General features: G+C 67.1%; 18 protein-coding genes. 9 read left to right on the forward strand and 9 right to left on the reverse strand.

Going from position 1 to position 19,856, the window contains the following annotated elements; all coding sequences use genetic code 11:
• Window positions 1-128: 128 nt before the first annotated feature.
• From ACIA75_RS21230 to ACIA75_RS21240, 3 genes are all read left to right on the forward strand, one after another.
• Window positions 129-878, forward strand: coding sequence for a MerR family transcriptional regulator (locus ACIA75_RS21230; protein WP_397106473.1), 750 nt, complete (start codon window positions 129-131; stop codon window positions 876-878).
• A gap of 136 nt (window positions 879-1,014) precedes the next feature.
• The gene (locus tag ACIA75_RS21235; protein WP_397106475.1) at window positions 1,015-2,700 is read left to right on the forward strand and encodes a hypothetical protein; all 1,686 of its coding nucleotides are present in this window, start codon (window positions 1,015-1,017) and stop codon (window positions 2,698-2,700) included.
• Between the two features lie 370 nt (window positions 2,701-3,070).
• Entirely contained in the window at window positions 3,071-4,489 is a 1,419-nt protein-coding gene (locus ACIA75_RS21240) for an aspartate ammonia-lyase (protein WP_397106477.1), read from the forward strand.
• 69 nt (window positions 4,490-4,558) lie between these two features.
• Here ACIA75_RS21240 and ACIA75_RS21245 read toward each other — a convergent pair whose 3' ends face one another.
• From ACIA75_RS21245 to dxr, 3 genes are all read right to left on the reverse strand, one after another.
• Window positions 4,559-4,795, reverse strand: a complete 237-nt coding sequence (locus ACIA75_RS21245; protein ID WP_397106479.1) for a hypothetical protein — start codon at window positions 4,793-4,795, stop codon at window positions 4,559-4,561.
• Between the two features lie 87 nt (window positions 4,796-4,882).
• Window positions 4,883-6,085, reverse strand: coding sequence for a M50 family metallopeptidase (locus tag ACIA75_RS21250; RefSeq protein ID WP_397106481.1), 1,203 nt, complete (start codon window positions 6,083-6,085; stop codon window positions 4,883-4,885).
• 125 nt (window positions 6,086-6,210) lie between these two features.
• The gene (gene dxr, locus ACIA75_RS21255; RefSeq protein WP_397106483.1) at window positions 6,211-7,350 is read right to left on the reverse strand and encodes a 1-deoxy-D-xylulose-5-phosphate reductoisomerase; all 1,140 of its coding nucleotides are present in this window, start codon (window positions 7,348-7,350) and stop codon (window positions 6,211-6,213) included.
• Between the two features lie 95 nt (window positions 7,351-7,445).
• Here dxr and ACIA75_RS21260 point away from each other — a divergent pair, with 95 nt between their 5' ends.
• The 4 genes from ACIA75_RS21260 (at window position 7,446) to ACIA75_RS21275 (ending at window position 11,873) form a co-directional block, all read left to right on the forward strand.
• The gene (locus tag ACIA75_RS21260) at window positions 7,446-7,709 is read left to right on the forward strand and encodes a DUF2631 domain-containing protein (RefSeq protein ID WP_397106485.1); all 264 of its coding nucleotides are present in this window, start codon (window positions 7,446-7,448) and stop codon (window positions 7,707-7,709) included.
• Between the two features lie 169 nt (window positions 7,710-7,878).
• On the forward strand, window positions 7,879-9,036 hold the full coding sequence (gene ispG / locus ACIA75_RS21265) for a flavodoxin-dependent (E)-4-hydroxy-3-methylbut-2-enyl-diphosphate synthase (protein ID WP_397106487.1): 1,158 nt from the start codon (window positions 7,879-7,881) through the stop codon (window positions 9,034-9,036).
• Between the two features lie 124 nt (window positions 9,037-9,160).
• Window positions 9,161-10,024, forward strand: coding sequence for a GNAT family N-acetyltransferase (locus tag ACIA75_RS21270; RefSeq protein WP_397106489.1), 864 nt, complete (start codon window positions 9,161-9,163; stop codon window positions 10,022-10,024).
• 61 nt (window positions 10,025-10,085) lie between these two features.
• The gene (locus tag ACIA75_RS21275; RefSeq protein ID WP_397106491.1) at window positions 10,086-11,873 is read left to right on the forward strand and encodes a penicillin-binding transpeptidase domain-containing protein; all 1,788 of its coding nucleotides are present in this window, start codon (window positions 10,086-10,088) and stop codon (window positions 11,871-11,873) included.
• 16 nt (window positions 11,874-11,889) lie between these two features.
• On the opposite strand, the gene ACIA75_RS21280 is transcribed toward ACIA75_RS21275, so the two are convergent.
• From ACIA75_RS21280 to ACIA75_RS21305, 6 genes are all read right to left on the reverse strand, one after another.
• Complete coding sequence (locus tag ACIA75_RS21280; protein WP_397106493.1) at window positions 11,890-12,102, reverse strand: hypothetical protein; 213 nt, start codon at window positions 12,100-12,102, stop codon at window positions 11,890-11,892.
• Window positions 12,103-12,306: 204 nt separating this feature from the next.
• Entirely contained in the window at window positions 12,307-12,804 is a 498-nt protein-coding gene (locus tag ACIA75_RS21285) for a peroxynitrite isomerase (RefSeq protein ID WP_397106495.1), read from the reverse strand.
• Between the two features lie 72 nt (window positions 12,805-12,876).
• Window positions 12,877-13,404 carry a hypothetical protein gene (locus ACIA75_RS21290; protein WP_397106497.1) on the reverse strand — a complete coding sequence of 176 codons (528 nt, stop codon included), beginning with the start codon at window positions 13,402-13,404 and terminating at the stop codon, window positions 12,877-12,879.
• A gap of 93 nt (window positions 13,405-13,497) precedes the next feature.
• Complete coding sequence (locus ACIA75_RS21295) at window positions 13,498-14,883, reverse strand: APC family permease (RefSeq protein ID WP_397106499.1); 1,386 nt, start codon at window positions 14,881-14,883, stop codon at window positions 13,498-13,500.
• Window positions 14,884-15,000: 117 nt separating this feature from the next.
• Complete coding sequence (locus ACIA75_RS21300; RefSeq protein WP_397106501.1) at window positions 15,001-15,861, reverse strand: helix-turn-helix transcriptional regulator; 861 nt, start codon at window positions 15,859-15,861, stop codon at window positions 15,001-15,003.
• Between the two features lie 283 nt (window positions 15,862-16,144).
• Window positions 16,145-17,782, reverse strand: a complete 1,638-nt coding sequence (locus tag ACIA75_RS21305) for a class I adenylate-forming enzyme family protein (protein ID WP_397106503.1) — start codon at window positions 17,780-17,782, stop codon at window positions 16,145-16,147.
• A 697-nt stretch (window positions 17,783-18,479) separates the two neighbouring features.
• Here ACIA75_RS21305 and ACIA75_RS21310 point away from each other — a divergent pair.
• Both ACIA75_RS21310 and ACIA75_RS21315 read left to right on the forward strand, forming a co-directional pair.
• A complete protein-coding gene (locus tag ACIA75_RS21310; protein WP_397106504.1) occupies window positions 18,480-18,923 on the forward strand; it encodes a DUF4254 domain-containing protein in 444 nt (147 codons plus the stop codon).
• 169 nt (window positions 18,924-19,092) lie between these two features.
• Entirely contained in the window at window positions 19,093-19,851 is a 759-nt protein-coding gene (locus ACIA75_RS21315) for a GntR family transcriptional regulator (RefSeq protein WP_397106726.1), read from the forward strand.
• The last annotated feature ends 5 nt before the right edge of the window (window positions 19,852-19,856 follow it).

The following is a 19,856-nucleotide window of genomic DNA, read 5'->3' on the forward strand; positions in this document are numbered from 1 at the left end:
ACCGCTGAAATATGGCACATGCAAGACCTCGCGCGATCGATTAACGCAGAGGAAACCCCAAGTCCGAGATCGCCGGTCGATCGCTACGCTGCGGGTAGGGATAGGTTTCGGTGTGGTTTCCTGGAGGTATGGCAGTGGATTCGGAGTTCACGATCGACGAACTGGCGCGCGAGGCCGGTACGACGGTGCGCACGCTGCGGGTGTACAACGAGCGCGGTCTGCTGCCGCCCCCGGAACTCAAGGGGCGCACCGGCTTCTACGGCGAACAGCACCTCAATCGGGTGCGTATCATCAGCCGTTTGCTCGAGCGTGGGATCAAGCTCAGCGGCGTGCGTGATCTGCTGGACGCGTGGGACCGCGGCGACGACCTGGCGGAGGTGCTCGGCATGAGCGTCCAGGCCGCACCCGCGCCGCCGAAGCCGGCCGGATCGGATGTCGAAACCACCATTGCCGCAACCGATCTCGCCGAACGATATCGGGAGATCCCGAACGGACTCGCGCGGGTCGTCGCCGTCGGGTTGTACGAGCCGGCGGACGCCACCACCTACCGTGTCAAGGATCCGAAGCTGGTCGATATCGCCGCGCAGTTGCTGGGCGCCGGCGTGGCACCGGCCAGAGTGCTGGACGAGCTGGACCGGCTGCGCGACGATTGCGACCATATCGCCCGGCAGTTCGTCGATATGTTCGAGCGGACCGCGGTCCGGGAATTTCGCCGCTCGGAACGCGAATCGCACGATGTGGCCGAACTGGTCGGGCACCTGTCGATGACCAGGACGATGCCGGGGCGGGTGGCCGCCGAGCTCATCGGACAGTACGTCGCCCGGTATCTGGAACACGTGACGCGAGAGCTGGGCGACGTGCTGCCCGACGAGACCTGAAACGGGGTCGTAACGTTCGTCGGCTCTGCGCCGGGGCCGGGGCAAGGTCGCCTGGCGCGACGGTTACGTGCACGGCACACTTGGCCGTGTCTGCGATGGTGTACATCCATCGCAGTGATGAGGAGGACAACAGCGAATGAACCATCCGCACCAGGACTCCGCCGCAGGCGGCGAGACTCCGGACGTTGTCTTCCGCGTGGGCGGTCCGCAGTCGTCCGCGGCACCGTCATCGCCGGCCGCCCACGGTGATTCCGGCACGGTGGACCCCGACGCGCCGACGGCGGATGGTTCGGCCGCGGCCGAAGCAGGCAACTCGACGGCAGCGGACGGCTCGGCGGCCGTGAACGACTCGGCCGCGCCGGCGGCCGAGTCCCCCGACGCCGCCGACGACTCGTCCTCGATCGAGCAGCAGGCGACCGAGCTCACGCACACTATCGCGCGCGAACTCGCCGGCGCGGGCCCGGAAGGATGGCAACGCCTCGAGGCGTACTTCGCCATCACCGTCGCGGGCGGGGTGACCTACACGCTGTACTACGACGACGCCGACCGGGTGGCCAGGCTCGAACCATCCGAGGCGGTCGTCGAACTGGTCCGGCAGCAGCGTGAGATATCGGCCGGGCTCGGTGACGGTCCGTGGTGGCGGATGGTGGTCCAGCTCGATGTCACCGGCGAGCTCGAGGTCGATTACGACTACGGCGACGAGCCGTTCCCGGACGATCAGCTGCTGGTCCCGGACGCGTATCTGGCGGATCTGGAGGCGTTTCCGCGCGACCGCGTGCCGGTCTGGCTGGCGGCCTATGTCGGCCACGGCAACCGGCAGTGGCGGCCGCCGCAGCTGGCGGAGACGCAGGCACGCGCCGACCGGGACGCCGGCATCGCCGCGGTACCGTCCACCGATGATTTCCCGGAGCTTCCGCTGCTGTGGGCACGCTGGGCGACGATCGCGGCGGCCTTCGTGGCCGTCGGCTCGGAATGGGGTCCCCGAATCCTGCCCGCGCTCGGTGTTTTCGAGGGTTCCGCGCGCAGCGGTGCCACCCTGTACGTGCTGCCCGGCGACCGCGCGGTGCTGTCGGGTGGCGTGTGGAACGCCCCTGAACTCGTTGCCGCCTATAACGACGGCGCGTCCATGCCGGACGTGTACGCGGGCGCCCCGGCGTGGGTAGCGAATCAGGTGCTCAATCCGCGGGCGGCGCGCGGCCTGCTCTCGTTCTGCTATTGGTGGGAGCACGGCCGCTGGTTCCGCGGTGAATCCGCAACAGCGGACCTGATCAGTGCGGCAGTCCCGGGCGTGTGGTCGGCGCAGACCGCGGCCGATGTCGTCTGCGGTGTGGTGAGCGCGGACCCGAATGAACAGCAACGCGCCGCCGCGGCCGATCTGGTGACCGCCGCGGAAGCCGGTGTGGTGACCCGCGATACGCTGACGGCCCTGTTCGACAACCCGTCCGACGATATCGCCGGCGCGCTGTATCAGCTGACCCTGGCCGGTCTGGTGGCGGAGGTTCCCGAAGCGCTGCCGCACGATCGCGCGCTCGCCGCGGTGCGCGACCATATCCTCGGGCTGGGCATCGACACCTCCGATTATCCGGTCGAGGAGTTGGTCGCCGAGCGGTTGAGTGTGGGCTGGATGGTATTCGCGCCGACCCAGCCGGGCGAGATCGCCATCGGCCGCGCGATTTTCTACATCGCGGACGACGGGATAATCGAGCAGTCGTCGTCCTCGACCGCACCGTCCGTCTACACAGCGGGCTTCGAGGAACGCTTTCATCAGCGGCACACCGGTACCGCCGATTTCCGATCGGTCGAGTCGGTCGACGGTGCGTAATGTGGAGATCCCCGCGAAGGCGCACGGGAACATCGGCTCGGAAACCTGTGCGCGGAATCGTTGAACCGCTCTCGGATAGGTGAAGGTATCGAACCCCACCGAATACCCGTCCGTCAATCTGCTCGACGCACTATCGGTAGCTGTATCGAGGTGCGGTACAAACCGATTCGCAGGTGCTCGAACGACGCGCGAAAAATTCGCTGTCCGAAGTAATTTCGGTGTCTCAGTTGGTTCCGGTCCGGTCCCTCCCGACCCGGAATTAACGACGCCGAGACCGGAAACTCCGGGTCTCCGCCACATACTGAACCGCGTGAATGGTTACGTCACAGTTGACTTGACAAAAACCGTTCCGGTCGAGACTGTATAGCAAGTGACGACACGAACCGAGCACGATCTGCTCGGCGACCGCGAGGTCCCAGCACAGTTTCTCTACGGGGTTCACACCGCCAGAGCGGTGGAGAATTTCCCTATCACCGGCGTGCCCATCGCAGTACATGCGGAGCTCGTCCGGGCGCTTGCCGCAGTCAAGCAAGCCGCAGCACGAGCAAATCGCGAGCTCGATCTACTCCCGGGCGATATTGCCGAAGTTCTCGATGCAGCGTGCACCGAGATCCACAACGGGAGCTGGCACGATCACTTCGTCGTCGACGTCCTGCAGGGCGGAGCCGGTACCTCGACGAATATGAACGCCAACGAGGTGATAGCGAACCGCGCCCTGGAGTTGCTCGGCCTGGCCCGCGGCCGGTACGACCGGGTTCACCCGATCGACCACGTCAACCTCGGCCAGAGCACCAACGATGTCTATCCGACGGCGATCAAAGTGGGCCTGCAAGCCGCAATGGCCGGTCTCCGTGCCGGATTGAGCGAACTCGTCGCGGCGCTGCTGGCCAAATCGGAAGAGTTCTCGGGAGTTCTGAAGGTCGGCCGCACCCAGCTCCAGGACGCGGTCCCCATGACACTGGGCCAGGAGTTCGGCGCATGGGGCCTGATGCTGCGCGAGGATATCGAGCGGCTCGCCGAATCGGCTTCGCTGATTTCCGAGATCAACCTCGGCGGCACTGCCATCGGCACCGGGCTCAATGCGCACCCACGCTACGCCGAGCTGGTGACGGCCCATCTGCGGGAAATCACCGGATTCGATGTCGTGACCGCCTCCGATCTGGTCGAGGCCACCCAAGACGTGGGCGTGTTCGTGCAACTCTCCGGCGTATTGAAGCGCACCGCGGTCAAGATGTCGAAGATCTGCAACGATCTCCGGCTCCTGTCGTCGGGACCCCGGGCCGGTTTCAGCGAAATCACCCTGCCCAGTGTGCAAGCCGGGTCATCGATCATGCCGGGAAAAATCAACCCGGTGATACCGGAGATGGTCAACCAGGTTGCCTACCGGGTGATCGGAAACGATCTGACTGTCACCATGGCCGCGGAAAGCGGCCAGCTGCAACTGAACGCATTCGAACCCGTGATCGCGCACTGCCTGTTCAATTCCATCGAACTGCTCGAGCGTGCCTGCAGAATTCTCGCCACGAGGTGCATCAGCGGAATCGAGGCGAATACCGAGCGGTTACGCGAGATGGTCGATATTTCCATCGGTGTTGTCACCGCGCTCAACCCCTACCTCGGGTACCGCACAGCCTCCGATGTGGCCGCTGAAGCCCTCGCCACCGGGAGAACTGTCGCATCCCTGGTGCTGGAAAAAGCGTTGATGACGGAGGAACAGCTGGCCTTCGCATTGTCCCCGGAAAACCTCGTGCACGGACTGCCGTCCGAGCCCGTCGTGCCGGTGCGCTGAACTATTGAACAATGCGCTTTCGGCAGCTGTCGAAAGCGCCCGGCCGCGCCTTGAACGAGCTCCCGGCGCTCAGTGCTCGCCGACCAGAAATCGCAGATAGTGTTGCGGCCTGGCCAGGAACTCCCGGGTTACCGTCACCGGGAGAGCCTGGTCATAAGCGACGGTATCGATGGGCCGTCGTCGATCTGGTAAATGGTCGCCGCTGCCGTTCTCGCCCACCAGGAAAGTCGCCCCGGCCCCGATCGGTAGACCGGCGGTCTCGCCCAGGTAGCGCACCGTGGGGAGGTCGAACGGATAGCCGGTCACGCCGGTGGTGTCGAGGCGAATCTGCCGGAGGTAGTGACTGGCCCCGTTGCGCAGAGGGCGATGGTAGCCGGGCGCGAAATCGGCGGGTCAGGGGAAGAGGTTGATCGGGTTGATGATGTCGGCGGCGAGGGTGAGCAGCATGTACGCGCCGCCGATGACGACGGCGACGTAGGTGAGCGGCAGCAGTTTCAGGTAGTCGACCGGAGCGCCGGGGGCGAGGCCCTTCCAGCCGCGGAAGGTGTTGCGGATCTTCTCGTACAGGACGACGGCGATATGGCCACCGTCGAGCGGTAGCAGCGGCAGGATATTGAACGCGCCGAGGAAGAAGTTCAGGCTCGCCAGGACGAGGATGAACATATTCCAGTACCCGCGTTCGGCGGTTTCGCCGCCGATCTTGCTGGCGCCGTACACGCTGACCGGGGTTTCCGGATCGCGTTCCCCGCCGGTCACCGCATCCCAGAGCGAAGCTACCTTCGCGGGCATCTGCGCCAGCGATTCGAACGTGCGCACGAACATTTCCCCGGTGAACGCCCCTGCAGCGGGTAGCGCGCCGAGAACGTCGTACTGGACCGGTTCGTAGAATTCCTGACCCACGCCGACGACGCCGACCTCGCGGCCCGGCCCGCCTTCACTGGGGTAGCGCATCGTCTGTTCCGGAACGACCTGGATATCCATCGTCTGCCCGCCGCGTTCGATGGTGTAGGTGAAGGGGCCGTTCTGCTGCTGGGTCAGCGTCTGGAATTCCTTCCAGGTGTCCACGGGCTCGCCGGCGACCGCGGTCACCACATCACCGCGCTGCAGGCCGGCGCGCTGTGCGGGGCCTTCTCCGGTGCAGGTGCCGACCGTGCCGTCGGGGTTCTGTGGCGCCACGCAGCTCATCTCGCCGAGCGCGGTCTCCGGCGGCTGGTTCAGGTTGGGCAGTCCCCAGCCGACCGCCAGCACAACGATCAGGAGGAAACCGAGCAGGAAGTTCATCCCGATCCCGCCCGACATCACCACGAGACGTTTCCAGGTGGCCTGCCGGTACATGGCGCGGTCGACTTCCTCGGGTTCGAGTTCGTCGAGTGCGGTCATTCCCGCGATATCGCAGAAACCACCGAGCGGGAGCCATTTGACCCCGTACTCGGTTTCCCCGCGCCGGAACGAGAACATCTTCGGGCCGAAACCGATGAAATACCGGCGCACCTTCATTCCGGTGGCCTGCGCGGTCCACATATGGCCGCATTCGTGCAGTGCGATCGAAATCGTGATGCCGAGGGCGAACAGCACGAACCCCAACACGAACAGCATGTGGTCTACAGCCCTCCTGCGATGCGCAGCTCATTACTCCCGGCCCGCACGGAGACCGGAGTGGCCGCGAGCACGTGTCCACAGTAGCCGTCCGGGTGTCGGGCCTCGACCATCTGGGACACGGATTACCGGCCGATCAGGGTGCGAGCGCGGTCACGGGCCCATTCGTCGGCCGCGAGGACCTCGGCGAGTTCGCCGGGCTCGGCGCGCCACTGCCCGGCGTCACGGACCGCCTGCGCGACGGTGCGCACGATCTCCGGGAAGCGGATCCGGCCGTCGAGGAACGCCTGGACCGCGACTTCGTTGGCCGCGTTGTACACCGCGGTGACACAACCACCGGCCGTACCGGCCTCCCTGGCGAGTTCCACGGCTGGGAACACCGCATCGTCGACGGGTTCGAACGTCCAGGTGGCCGCCGCCCGGAAATCGCAGGGCGCGGCGGCGCCGGGCACCCGGTCCGGCCAGCCCAGTGCCAGCGCGATGGGCAGTTTCATATCGGGCGGGCTGGCCTGCGCCAGGGTCGAGCCGTCGGTGAAGGTGACCATGGAGTGCACTATCGACTGCGGGTGCACCGTGACCTCGATCCGGTCGTAGGGGATCCCGAACAGCAGATGTGTTTCGATCAGTTCCAGGCCCTTGTTGACCAGCGACGCGGAGTTCAAGGTGTTCATCGGCCCCATCGACCAGGTGGGATGGGTTTTCGCTTCGGCCGGATTCACCCCGTCCAGCATCTCGGTGGTCCAGCCCCGGAACGGCCCACCGGAGGCAGTGAGGACCAGCCGGTCGACCTCCTCGGCCCGCCCGCCGCGCAGACATTGCGCCAGGGCCGAATGCTCCGAATCGACCGGCACGATCTGGCCGGGCCGGGCCGTCCGGGTGACCAGCGATCCGCCCGCCACCAGCGATTCCTTGTTCGCCAGTGCCAGCGTCGCCCCTGATTCCAAGGTGGCGAGGGTCGGTTCCAGCCCGAGGGAGCCGACGAGTGCGTTGAGCACCACATCGGCTTCGGTACTGCGGACCAGTTCCGTCGCCGCGCCCGCACCCGCGAACGGAACCCCGAGCTCGGCCGCGGCGTCCGGATCGGCGACCGCGACATTGGCCGTACCGGTGGCGGCCATCTGCGCCGCCAGCAGATCGGTGTTCCCACCGCCGGCGGCCAGGCCGACGATCTCGAATCTGTCCGGGTTGCCGGCGATCACCTCGAGCGCCTGGGTGCCGATGGACCCGGTGCTGCCGAGCAGGAGGACTCTGCGGAGATCTGACACCCGCTCATTGTCACCGACCGCGCCCCTACTGGCTACGACGGGCGGTCGTATGCCACGATATCGAGCAGTATCCGTTCTCTCGAGGAGGAGCGATCGTGGCCGCCACGGACGTCGAACCCGCCACTGACCAGCATGTCACCACGGTGGACCCTGCGGAGGTTCCGTCGGCGGCCTGGGGGTGGAGCGGCGAATCGCGCAAGACCTTCCGAGTGGCCGCGGTGGTGGTGATCATCGCGCTGCTCGGCATGCTGATCGGCAACCATTCGGGTCAGGTCGAGAATCTGTTCCTGATCGGGTTCGCGGCAGCGCTCGCCGGGATCCTTGTCTACGACGTGATCTACCGTCGTAAACCGCGCTGACCTGCGCTTTCGTCGATAGTGCCGACCGTGCCGGGCATCGCCGGGGTTGCGCCCCGGTGAAGCTCGGGTGCTGGTCGCCGGTGTAGTCGATGTCTCGGCGGCGCCTCACCGCGGCGCGACTAGACTCGGCACCGACCGGCCGGACCAGTACGAAAGTAGGCAGCCGAAAGTGACCAGCACAATCGGATTGGGGATGCCGACCGCACCGGTCGCGGTGCTCGCACCGCGACGCAAAACCCGTCAGTTGATGGTGGGTGGGGTCGGTGTGGGCAGCGACCACCCGATCTCGGTGCAGTCGATGACGACGACCAAAACCCACGATGTGAACGCGACCCTGCAGCAGATCGCGGAACTCACCGCATCGGGTTGCGATATCGTGCGCGTGGCGTGCCCCCGGCAGGAGGATGCCGACGCGCTTCCCACGATCGCGAAGAAATCGCAGATCCCGGTAATCGCCGATATCCATTTCCAGCCGCGCTATATCTTCGCCGCGATCGACGCGGGCTGCGCGGCGGTGCGGGTGAACCCGGGCAACATCAAGGAATTCGACGGACGCGTCAAAGAGGTCGCCAAGGCGGCCGGGGACGCGGGTATCCCGATCCGGATCGGCGTGAACGCCGGCTCCCTCGACAAACGGATGATGGAAAAGTACGGCAAGGCCACCCCGGAAGCGCTGGTGGAATCGGCGCTGTGGGAAGCGAGCCTGTTCGAGGAGTACGGGTTCGGCGATATCAAGATCTCGGTCAAGCACAACGACCCGGTCGTGATGGTCGAGGCGTACCGGCAGCTCGCCGCGCAATCGGACTATCCGCTGCATCTCGGTGTCACCGAGGCCGGCCCGGCGTTCCAGGGCACGGTGAAATCCGCGGTCGCGTTCGGTGCCCTGCTGAGCGAGGGGATCGGCGATACGATCCGGGTCTCGCTGTCGGCGCCGCCGGCCGAGGAGGTCAAGGTGGGCGGGCAGATCCTGCAATCGCTGAATCTGCGGCCCCGCAAACTCGAGATCGTGTCCTGCCCGTCGTGCGGGCGGGCGCAGGTCGATGTGTACACCCTCGCCAACGAGGTCACCGCGGGCTTGGACGGTTTGGAGGTGCCGCTGCGCGTCGCCGTGATGGGATGCGTGGTCAACGGCCCGGGGGAGGCGCGGGAAGCCGATCTCGGAGTCGCGTCGGGTAACGGGAAGGGGCAGATCTTCGTGAAGGGCGAGGTCGTCAAGACGGTGCCCGAGGCGCAGATCGTGGAAACCCTCATCGAGGAAGCCATGCGGATCGCCGAGGAGATGGGTGAGGACGCCGGGACCGGTGAACCGGTCGTCAGCGTGGGCTGACCGAGCCGGGATATCCGCTCGCGGTGGCCGCGAGCGGATATCCGCTGTCTCGGCTCGCCCACGGCACCGCACGCTTTCGGGATATCTGTACCGAACAGCGGCGGTTCATGGCAGGCTGTACTAGGTGCGGAGTCTGCTGGAGCCGACCCGGCGCGCGAAATACGTTCCCGCGCGTCAGCTCGCCAAGCGGGACCTGGGGCAGGTGCTCAGGGTGCTCGACGACGATCCGGTGGCTGCCTGTATGGTCGCCGCCCGGCTACAGGAATACGGGCTGGACAACAGGTGCGGCCAGGGTGAGCTGTGGAGTCACGGCGGCCCGGCGGAATCGTTGTGCTTCTCCGGAGTGAACCTGATCCCGCTGCGCGGTGATCGCGAGGCGATGCGGGCGTTCGCGGATCGCGCCATCCGCTGGCCGCGGATGTGCTCCTCGGTGGTGGGGCGCCGGGAACTCGCGCTCCCGCTGTGGGAAATGCTGGCCGACCATTGGGGCCCCGAGCGGGAGTTGCGGGACAGACAGCCGTTGCTGGCGCTCACCGGCACCGCCCTCGCCGCGGCGGACCCGGAGGTCCGCCAGGTCCGGCCCGACGAGCTGGACCGCTATCTCGCCGCCGCCATCGCCATGTTCATCGAAGAGGTCGGGGTGGACCCCCGCGCCGGGGACGGCGGCCGCGGCTATCGTCGCCGGGTCGCGGGTCTCATCGGGGCCGGCCGGGCCTGGGCCCGCTTCGTCGACGGTGAGGTGGCATACAAGGCCGAGGTGGGGGCAATGTCGCGGCGCACCGGCCAGATCCAGGGTGTCTGGGTACATCCGGATCACCGCGGGCAGGGCCTGGGAACCGCGGGAACGGCGGCCGTGGCGAACTCGGTGGTTGCCACCGGGCGGACGGCGAGCCTGTACGTCAACGACTACAACGAGATCGCGCGCCGCGCCTACCGTGCGGTCGGATTCCGGCAGATCGCCACTTTCGCCACCGTATTGCTCGACTGACCGGGCCGGATCCGGTGTGCCGCAGGTGATCACCGGCGTGGGGTCGCTACCATCACCCCCGATGAGGTTCCGTCCGGTACTGGTTGTCGCGGTCGCGGTGCTTGCTTTCACCACGACCGGATGCCTCGTGGGTTCGCAAGGCCCGATCACCGCCGCCGACGGTTTCCTGCGGGCGTTCGCCGAGCGAGACCTCGAGGCCGCGGCCGGGCGCACGACCCGCCCCGATAACGCCCTTCCCGCACTCACTTCCGCCTGGACGGAACTGGGCGCCGAGGAACTGGATGCGCGGTCCGGCGCGGCGCGGATCTCCGGGGATACCGCCACCGTCGACTACACCTACGAATGGCGGCTGGCCGGCGGGCGCAGCTGGTCGTACACGGGCCGGTTACCGCTGGTCCGTAGCGGTAGCGGCTGGACCGTCCGGTGGAGCGGCGCGGCGGTCCATCCCCGGCTCGGTGATACGCAAACCCTGGCGTTGTCGGTGCGCCCGGCCCCGGGCGCCCGGGTGAATGAACAGTCCGGTAGCGATGTGCTGATCCCGGGCACGGTATCGCGGGTGACCTTCGACGCCGCCGAGAGTTCGGATCCGGAACGTGTGGCGGCAGCGTTGTCGCAGGCGCTGACCGGGGTCGACGAACGGCTGACGCCGGAGCGGATCCTGGATTCCGCACGCGCCGCCGACGGGCTGTACACGGTGATCGTGCTGAACGAAACGGAATTCGTCCGAGCCGGTCCGCAGCTGATCGGGTTGCCCGGAGTCCGGGTGACCCAGGAATGGGACCTCACACCGGTCGACCGGTCGTTCGCGCCGGACCTGATGACCCAGGTGCGGCAGGCGGTGATCGGCGAGGTGGACGGCCGGGCCGGCTGGCGGGTGGTGGCCCGCAATGCGGGCGGCGCGGAGACCGGGGTGCTGCACGAGGTAGCGGCCCGGCCCGCACCGTCGTTCACCCTCAGTGTGGATCGTCATATCCAGAACGCGGCCCAGCGCGCGGTCGACGGGCGCCGCGAGCAGGCCATGATGGTAGTTCTCGAACCGTCCACCGGAGGGATTCTCGCGGTCGCGCAGAACGCGGCCGCCGACCGCGACGGCCCGGTCGCCACCATCGGCCAGTACCCGCCCGGTTCGGTGTTCAAAACGGTGACCGCGGCCGCCGCGATGTCGGCGGGTCTGGCGGCACCGGATACCGTCGTTGCCTGCCCGAGCGCGATCACCATCGGTGAGCGGATGATTCCGAATTACAATGGTTTCACGATCGGGAATGTCCCGATGTCGGCCGCATATGCGCGGTCGTGCAATACGTCGTTCGCCAAGTTGGCCAGTGAATTGCCGGCGGAGGCGCTTTCCGGGACGGCGGCCGCATTCGGGATCGGCCCGGACTATTCGATCCCCGGATTGCCGGCCTATTCCGGCTCGGTACCCGTTTCCGCGGACCGCACCCAGCGGACCGAGGACGGAATCGGACAGGGCCGGGTTGTGGTCAGCCCGTTCGGCATGGCGTTGACGGCCGCGGCGATCGCGCACGGCAGCGCGCCGACGCCGTATCTGATAGCCGGCCGCGAAACGATTGTGGACGGCCACCGGTCGGCACTGGATCCCGTGGTCGTGCGAGGGCTCCGGGCGATGATGCGCGAGGTGGTCCTGACCGGAACCGCCAACCGGATCGCCGACCAGGGCGAGGTGTTCGGCAAGACCGGCGAGGCGGAAGTGGTCGGGGGCTCCCACTCCTGGTTCGTCGGCTACCGCGGTGACCTCGCATTCGCGACGTTGCTGGTCAACGGCGGTAGTTCCGATAACGCGGTCGCGGTGACCCGCGAGATGCTGGCCGCTCTGCCCGAGGGTTACTGATGTGTCACCGGAGCGGTTACGGTCCGGTGGCCGGGGTGGCGGGTCCGGTTGCGTAGCGGTGACCGCTGTCGGTGCTCACCGGATCGCTGACGCGGGCGGGAGCCACCACCGAAACGGTCCGGTCGGAGACCGGTGCCGAGGAGGCGGTATCGGTGCCGAGGATTTCGACGACTCCGGTGCCGCCGAGAATCAATCCGGCGGTGATGAGAGCAACGGTGGAACGCTTCATTTTCCGGCTCCCTCCGGTTCAGAGGTTCGACAGATAGCGAGCTCGGGTGCCGGGCTCTGCGGAAGAGTTATCTGATGATTTGCTGCTCAGGTCAACCTAAGCCGGAATTGCGCATCGAGACAAGATGGAAAGCTACGGAAAATCGGCGATGAGCAAATCGTGACCCACGGCCTCGAAATTTGTGACGAGTTCGTTACGCGCAGTTCAGACCTTATGCAAACTGGCCGCCAGGTGATCCTGTAAGGGCAGGCCCACGGCGCCCATCTGCAATGTGTAGTCGATGACGCCACCGTGCATGTGGATGGTCCGGCTGAGCGCGGTGACCGTCTTGGCCGTGCTGCTCAGACCGATCGCGGTGGATTCCAGTTCCAGCCGGATCTCGTCGTCGGCGAGGGTGAGTTTTCCTTCGCAGATCTCGGTGATACCGGTGGGATGGGACAGGATCAGCTCCACCCGGTCGGGCCCGGGACAGCGCAGGTAGCCGGTCTCCACGTGCAGCGGGCGGTTGTCGTCCGCGTGCCGGGTGCGCTGCCGGTAGGTCAGGAACGGGCGGCCGAGGTGGCCGAAGGTGATCTCCTCCAGATAGCCGAACGGCTCGATGGTGGGGTAATCGCCCTGTCCGGCGCCGCGCCAGGTCCCCAGTAGGCCCGCCAGGGGCGCGATAGCGGGATGCGGGGCGGCGGGTGTCTGCGGTTCGGCCACGGCCCACAAGCGTAGACCCTCGGCCGGTGATCCAGTACACCCGTCCGGCACCCGCGTGCCGCGTGACCGCTCCTACTTGTTCTTGCGGCGGCCGAACGGCCAGAACGAACGGGTCCGGCGCCGCGGCAGTGCCGCGTACACCATCGTCATCTCGGCGTAGACGCCCGCTTCGCGTTCCCGGTCGGCGCCGAAATCGTCGCGGCCCAGGATCTGGGTGATCGAGCCCGGGGCGATCGTGGCCAGCGCGTCCAGCAGCGAGGGGTTGAGGGCGCCGAGGGAGATCCGGGTGATATCGGCGTCCTCCGATCCCGGGCCGCCGTGGCCGAGCAACATATGGCCGACGGCGTGCAACACAATATGGTCCGCATTGCGTCCGGATGCCGAGGCGTCGTAGACGATGATGTCGTCGTGTTTGCGTGCGATCCAGAGACCGTTGCCGTTGCATCCCAGTTCGGTCAGCGCCGACCGGTGCGCCGGTTGTAGCGAAATCGGCCGCTTCCGGTACGCGGCCACCTCGGCGAGATAGGTGTTGAGATCCCACGGGCTGGGCAGGGGCACCGACCCAGCCGCATCGCCGAATCTGGCGTCCATGCTTGTCATCGGCGAATACGTTACCGATCGCGGGGGCGCTCGTCACTTCAGCGAATTCGGCCCGCTCCCGGCCGGCCGGTGCGGCGTACGAGGGGTGCGCGGCTAGATATCGACCCCCGGACCGAGGGGGCTGACATTGTGCGGTTTGTTCCACGCCGCGGTGAGTGCCCACAGGACCACACCCACAGCCAGCAGGACACCCGCGATCACGTATTGCTGCGGGTTGCGGTCGGTGAACGGCGTGGCCAGGTACGCGCAGCACACCGCGCCGAGCACGGGCAGCGGCGTCGGGGTACGGAAATGACGGTGCTCGACGCGGTCGCGGCGCAGCACCAGCACCGCGATATTGACAATGGTGAACACCACGAGCAGCAGCAGCGCTGTCGTACCACCGAGTTCGGGTACCTCGCCCACGATCAGCAGCAGACCCAGCGCGATCAGTGTGGTGAAGATGATGGCGATATACGGTGTGCGCCGGGCCGGGTGCACCCGGCCCAGTGAGCGGGGCACAACCTTGTGTTTGGCCATTCCGTAGAGGAGCCGGCTCGCCATCAGCATATTGATCAGCGCCGAATTGGCGACCGCGAACATGGTGATGAAGGCGAAGATCTGCGTCGGGAAACCGGGTGCGCCGATCTCCACCACCTGCAGCAGCGGAGTATCCCCCTCGGACAGTTTCTCGGTGGGTACCAGCGCCACCGCAGTGATCGAGACCAGAACGTAGATCGCGCCGGTGATCAACAGTCCGGTGAGCAGGATCTTCGGAAAGATCCGGCTGGGTTCTTTGGTTTCCTCGGCCATATTCACCGAATCCTCGAACCCGACCATGGCGTAGAACGCGAGCGTCGTCGCGGCGATCACCCCGCCGAAGGCGGACCGGTCGCCGGTATCGAATTCGATGATGCGGCCGAAATCACCGTTACCGAATCCGAGTGCCCACAGGCCGATACAGATCACGATCAGCAGACCGGACAATTCGACACAGGTGAGCAGGACGTTGGCCTTGACGCTCTCACCGACACCGCGCAGATTGATCGCCGCGACCGCGGCCATGAAGGCCAGCGAGATGAGGGTGAGCACCAGTGTGTTCGCGCCGTCGAAGTCGAAGGCCTCGGCGAAATTCGCCGCGAACGCCTTGGCCGCGGTGGCGGCGGAGGTGATACCCGAACTCATCACCGCGAACGTCACCATGAAGGTCAGGAAATGGATACCGAAGGCTTTGTGGGTATAAAGGGCCGCGCCGGCCGCCTGCGGATACTTGGTGACCAGTTCCAGATAGCTGAGGCCGGTGATCAGGGCGACCCCGAAGGCGACCAGGAACGGCACCCACACCGCCCCGCCGACCTCACCGGCGACCCGCCCGGTGAGCGCGTAGATACCGGTGCCGAGAATATCGCCCACGATGAACAGCAGGAGTAGCCACGGGCCGATGACGCGTTTCAGTTCGGGCTGCTGCTCCGGATCGGTCCGGGAGGTGATGTCTGCCAAGGTCCCCTCATCTCTCCGCGACGGCCGGCAAGAACGGTGATCGGCCTGGTGCGACCTATATACCCGTTGTCCCGCCCGGCGACTCCTGAGTCGAGTGTCTTCGCGCGTGTTCCGTTGTCAGCTCATGGCTTCGGCGGCCTCGGCGATCACCACGGCGGAGTCGCGGGGGCTGAGGGCCATCGCGCGCAGCTGGTCGAACATCACGCCGAACCGGCGGATCTCGGAATGGCCTTCGACCAGCGCGTCGCCGGAAATGCCTTCGACATAGACCAATTCGGGGTCGTTGGGGTCGGGGAAATCGAGAATGGTGAAGGAACCGGCCATACCGGGGTGCGCGCCCGCGTCGAACGGCAGGATCTGCAGGATCACATTCTTCCGTTTGGTTGCCTCACCGAGCCGCCGCAACTGGCCGCTCATGACCTCCGGCCCGCCGACCACGCGGCGGATGGCGGCCTCGTCCAGGACCACCCACAGTTCGAGCGGTTCGTCCTTGGCCAGGACGGCGGCCCGGTCCATCCGCGCCTGCGCCCGGCGTTCCAGGTCGGAGGCTTCCAGCTTCGGCATACAGGTGTCGATCACCGCCGTGGCGTACTGCTCGGTCTGCAGCAGGCCGGGGATGAACGAGGTCTGGTAGTGGCGGGCCGACAGCGCCACCGATTCGAAATTGATGTACGCGGCGTAGACCTCGGAAAGGCTGGCTTCGTACGGCCGCGACATGCCGGGTTTCTGTGCGTCGGAGAGCAGTTCCAGGGCTTCCTGGCGCCGCGCCTGCTCGACTCCGTAGAGGTCCAGCATGGTCATCAGGGTGCGGCGCTGCGGGCGGGCCTGGGCGGTCTCGATGCGGTAGAGGGTGGTCACGTTGATCCCGGTCCGGGCGCTGACCTCCTCTTTGCTCAGTTCCGCGTCCTCACGCATCTCCAGCAGCAATACCGAGAGCCGGCGCAAACCCGCCGTGAGGACGGTGCGTTTGCCTGCCATGTCATCCCTTTCGCCCAGCGCAGTGTTCCGGTGCGCGGCGCCCGGGGTTCCCTGGCCGCCGTGCGCCCCCTGTGGTGCAACCATAACGAGCAGCGCCGATCGATGTGATGCGCAGTACAGGTGCTGGGCGTCAACAGCGTAAAAACCTACCCGTGGCGGCTGCGCAGGCAGGCCGCCCCGCTACAGGTCGGTGGCGCCGTTCCGGGTACGCCGTAGCGGTCCGGTCGTGCTTTCCGACCCGGCGGAGCCACTCAGCCCGGGCGCCGGAGGCGAGCGGTTGCGCTCACACCGAGAGTTCTCGGCGGAGCACCTTTCCGGTCGCATTGCGCGGCAGCGGTTCGGCGGTGACGATCCAGCGTTCCGGGACCTTGTAATACGCGAGCCGGTCCGCGGTGAAGGCCCGGAGTTCGTCGGCAGCGAGTGTGGCCGGGTCCTCGACGACGACCACGGCCGCGACCCGCTGTCCCAGTTCGTCGTCCGGGATACCGAGGACGGCCGATTCGCGGACCGCCGGATGTTCGTCGAGGACGTTCTCTATCTCGGTCGGGTACACGTTCTCCCCGCCGCGCAGGATGAGATCGCTACGGCGGCCCGCCATGCGCAGGCGTCCGTCCTGGAGCATGCCGAAATCTCCGGTGCGCAGCCGGCGTTCGCCGTCGAGCACCGCGGCCGTGGCCGCCTCGTCCTGCCAGTAGCCGAGCATGACATAGGGACTGCGGATCCAGATCTCGCCTTCCGTGCCGTCGGGAACCGGCACACCGGCGGGATCTCGGATCTCGACGGAGACCCCCAGGATCGGCCGCCCGACGGTTTCCGGGTCGGCCGCGAGTTCGGCGGGGGTGGCGACGGTGGCGGCGGTACCACTCTCGGTGAGGCCGTAGCTGGTGGTCAGCGCGATCCCGGTCGAGGGCAATCGATCACGCAGGCGTTGCTGGAACGCGGGGGACGAGGGTGCGGCGTTGAGCGAGAGTGAGGTGAGCGCGGTCAGGTCGTGGGCGGACGGATCGTGTTCGAGCAGCCGGGCCGCGAGCGTGGGTACCGCGCCCCAGTTGGTGACCCGTTCGCGCGCCATCAGGTCCAGTACCCGCCCGGCGTCGAAGGCGCCGGTATGCACGATGACGGCGGCGCCGGTGGCGAGGCGGGGGATCGCGAGATTGTGCAGGCTGGCGATATGGAACAGGGGAGAGGTCAGCAGGAACCGCTTGTCGCTGGGTTCGCGCGGGCCGGCCGGTCCCGCGGTCACGGCGTCGGTGTAGCGGTGGTAGTCGGTGACGGCGATCAGGTTCCGGTGCGTATGTACGACGCCTTTCGGCCGGCCGGTGGTTCCGCTCGTGTACAGGATCACGGCGGGGTCGTCCTCGCCGACCGGTATCACCGGGGCCGCGCCGCGGTGGCCGGCGATCAGCCGGGGCAGATCCTCGGTGGTGCTGAGCACCGGGACCCCGGTCCCGGCGACCAGCGCGGCGCGCCGGTCGTCGGCGACCACGACGGCCGGGGCGGTGTGCTCGATGCCGTAGGCCACTTCCGGTTCCGCCCACCACGCGTTATAGGCGACCGCGATCGCGCCCAGGCATTGTGCGGCCCAGAAGGTGATCACCCATTCGGGGGTGTTCGCGGCCAGGATGCCGATGCGATCGCCCCGGCCGATGCCGTATCGGCCGGCCAGCGCCAGTGCCAAGGCCTCTGCGGCGTCCGCGTGCTCGGCGAACGAGATCCGGCGTTCGGCGGTGACCAGGTAGTCGCGGTCGCCCCAGGCGCGTGAGGCGTCGAGCAGTTCGCGCAGTGACCGGCGCCGGTGCCGCATCACCGGGATCCGGGTGCCCAGTACCTCTTCGGCTGCCATCTCGAAGGGCCCGCCGGGCCCGGTGAGTTCGGCGGCCAGGCGCGCGGCAGCGGCGCGGGGGTCGGCGGCATTGCTCATGGGCCACATCCTTGTCGACGGCTTCTTCCCGAAATCCATACCGCATCGCCGGCGGGCGGATCCGGGCACCCGCCCCGGAGCGGTGGTGCGAGCCGGGTCCGGAGTTGCAGTGCACGCGGCCGGGACAAACGCAACGAGGGCAAGGTCGGTCACCGATGGCAAACTGGAAGCAACCTCGGGGGAGGGACTTCGGTCATCCCTTCATCCCACGGTGCCGGGGACCGCGGGGGTGGAACGGAAAGGGCCCGCGACGGGTTCGGTGTTCCCGAGTGGGGGAAGCGTAAGGAGGCTGATCGGCAATCCGTGGACACCGTAGGTATGCGTATGGTTCCGGCGCTGTGGCGCGGATAGATCTCGGCACGGTTGCGATGTGGTCGCGTATCGCGCCGTCGGGGCTGGTCGGGCCGGTGTGACGGGTATCGTTCGGCGCGGCGGGGATTCGGCCCGCCGACGGGAACGAGCAAGGCGGGTACGCGTTTTCGGCGGGACCGCGCTGCGGTTCCGGGAGATGGGTCGTTAGGCTTGCGCATCACGCTGTTCGCAACATTGCGTATCGAAGTCTTGTGTTCTTGCATCTGTAAGAGCATGATCCAGCTAGCCTTGTTGTGAACTACGATCCGATGTCCGGGATACCGAATCGAGAGCCGATCATGTTGGTACGGAGTGTGATGGTGTCGGGTGAGTCCGAGGGGTGCAGATGAGCGCGCCCACTCTCGCGACCCTGCCGACAGCGCCACAATTGCTGTGCGCGTTCCAGGGGCGGCGGTTTCAGGAGCGGGTGCTACTACGTTTCGCGCACGCGCTGGTCGAACTCCACAAGCGTCGGGCGCATCTTCGCGATCTGACCGAGATAGCCGAAATAGACGGCCGCAGAGGCGAACTCGTGGATGACATCAACGCCTGGATCATCCGGAAGATGCCGCAGCACCGCAACGGCGCCTCGCTGCACACCGAAAGCCTGGGTGCGGTGATAGATCGGATGGCGCACAGCTGGGTCGCGGCGAATCAGGCCATCGAGGTCGAGGGTGTACGCAGTGACCGGACCCATCGGCACTGGTACCACCTGGCCGAACTGGTGGACGGGTACACGGATTTGATCGCCGAGGTGGCCGGCGGGCGACGTCGGCTACCGGTGCAGTAACGCGGGCGCCCGCGGGCCGCCGGGCCGCTGGGTGCCAACCCCCGTGGTGGACTACTCGGCCACCGTGAAATGTCGAATGGCCTAGACCCAACGATGCGTCGGCGGCGAACCTTTGGTTAACGCTCGGTGGTACAGGTCAATTGGAGGTATTTCTGCCATGACGCAGCTGATGAACGGCGTCGCGACGGTAGCGGCGCGCGAAGACCTCCCGACGGAGGTGCGGACACCGGCCGGGGCGGCCCTGTCGAAGGTCTATCGGGTACGCGCCGAGATCGACACGATGCTCGACGAGCTACGTCCCGGCGACCGGGTGCCCGCCGAACGTGAACTGGCGGGACGTTTCGGAGTCGCCCGGGAAACCGTCCGGCACGCACTCCGGGATCTCGCGGTGGAGGGCCGCATCCGCCGGCAGGGGCGCGGAACGGTCCTGGCCCGGCCGAAGGTCGTCCGCCCGCTCGCCCCCGGGACCGGTAGCGAGGAGACCGCCGGGGTGGTGCGCCGGCTCCTGTCCTGGGAGGACGGGGTCGCCGACGCCGAGGTCGCGCGCGATCTCGAGCTGCCGCCGCGGACACCGATCATGACGCTGGAACGGCTGCTCTTCGCCGACGGTGACCCCATCGCGCTGGAACGGATCGATCTGTCGCTGGACCGGTTCGGCTGGCTGCGCGCGGGTTTCGACCCGCTCGGTTCGCTCGCCGCGACGATCGGAGATTCCGGCGTGGAGTACGCGGGCGCCACCGAACGGATCGAAACCGTACTCGCCGCGCCGCGGGAGGCCGGTTTGCTGCGGTGCCGCCCTGCGGTCCCGCTGTTCCGGGTGGTACGTCGCGGGATGGATACGCAGGGGCGGCCGATCGAACGGGTCGCCGCGCTCTACCGAGGCGACCGGGTCGCCTTCGAGGTCCGCACCGGTGGCCGGGGTCGCTGAGCAGG

Origin of the sequence: Nocardia sp. NPDC051750 (assembly GCF_044453135.1) — a bacterium.
Taxonomy (GTDB): Bacteria; Actinomycetota; Actinomycetes; order Mycobacteriales; family Mycobacteriaceae; genus Nocardia.

Bases quoted from the DNA above. Each gene is read 5' to 3' on its own strand.
- ACIA75_RS21305 (WP_397106503.1), bottom strand. From the start codon at position 17,782: ATGAGCAATGCCGCCGACCCCCGCGCCGCTGCCGCGCGCCTGGCCGCC.
- ACIA75_RS21275 (WP_397106491.1), top strand. From the start codon at position 10,086: ATGAGGTTCCGTCCGGTACTGGTTGTCGCGGTCGCGGTGCTTGCTTTC.
- ACIA75_RS21250 (WP_397106481.1), bottom strand. From the start codon at position 6,085: ATGCTGTTCGTGTTGGGGTTCGTGCTGTTCGCCCTCGGCATCACGATT.
- ACIA75_RS21235 (WP_397106475.1), top strand. From the start codon at position 1,015: ATGAACCATCCGCACCAGGACTCCGCCGCAGGCGGCGAGACTCCGGAC.
- ACIA75_RS21315 (WP_397106726.1), top strand. From the start codon at position 19,093: ATGAACGGCGTCGCGACGGTAGCGGCGCGCGAAGACCTCCCGACGGAG.
- ACIA75_RS21300 (WP_397106501.1), bottom strand. From the start codon at position 15,861: ATGGCAGGCAAACGCACCGTCCTCACGGCGGGTTTGCGCCGGCTCTCG.
- ACIA75_RS21230 (WP_397106473.1), top strand. From the start codon at position 129: ATGGCAGTGGATTCGGAGTTCACGATCGACGAACTGGCGCGCGAGGCC.
- ACIA75_RS21290 (WP_397106497.1), bottom strand. From the start codon at position 13,404: ATGACAAGCATGGACGCCAGATTCGGCGATGCGGCTGGGTCGGTGCCC.
- ACIA75_RS21310 (WP_397106504.1), top strand. From the start codon at position 18,480: ATGAGCGCGCCCACTCTCGCGACCCTGCCGACAGCGCCACAATTGCTG.
- ACIA75_RS21280 (WP_397106493.1), bottom strand. From the start codon at position 12,102: ATGAAGCGTTCCACCGTTGCTCTCATCACCGCCGGATTGATTCTCGGC.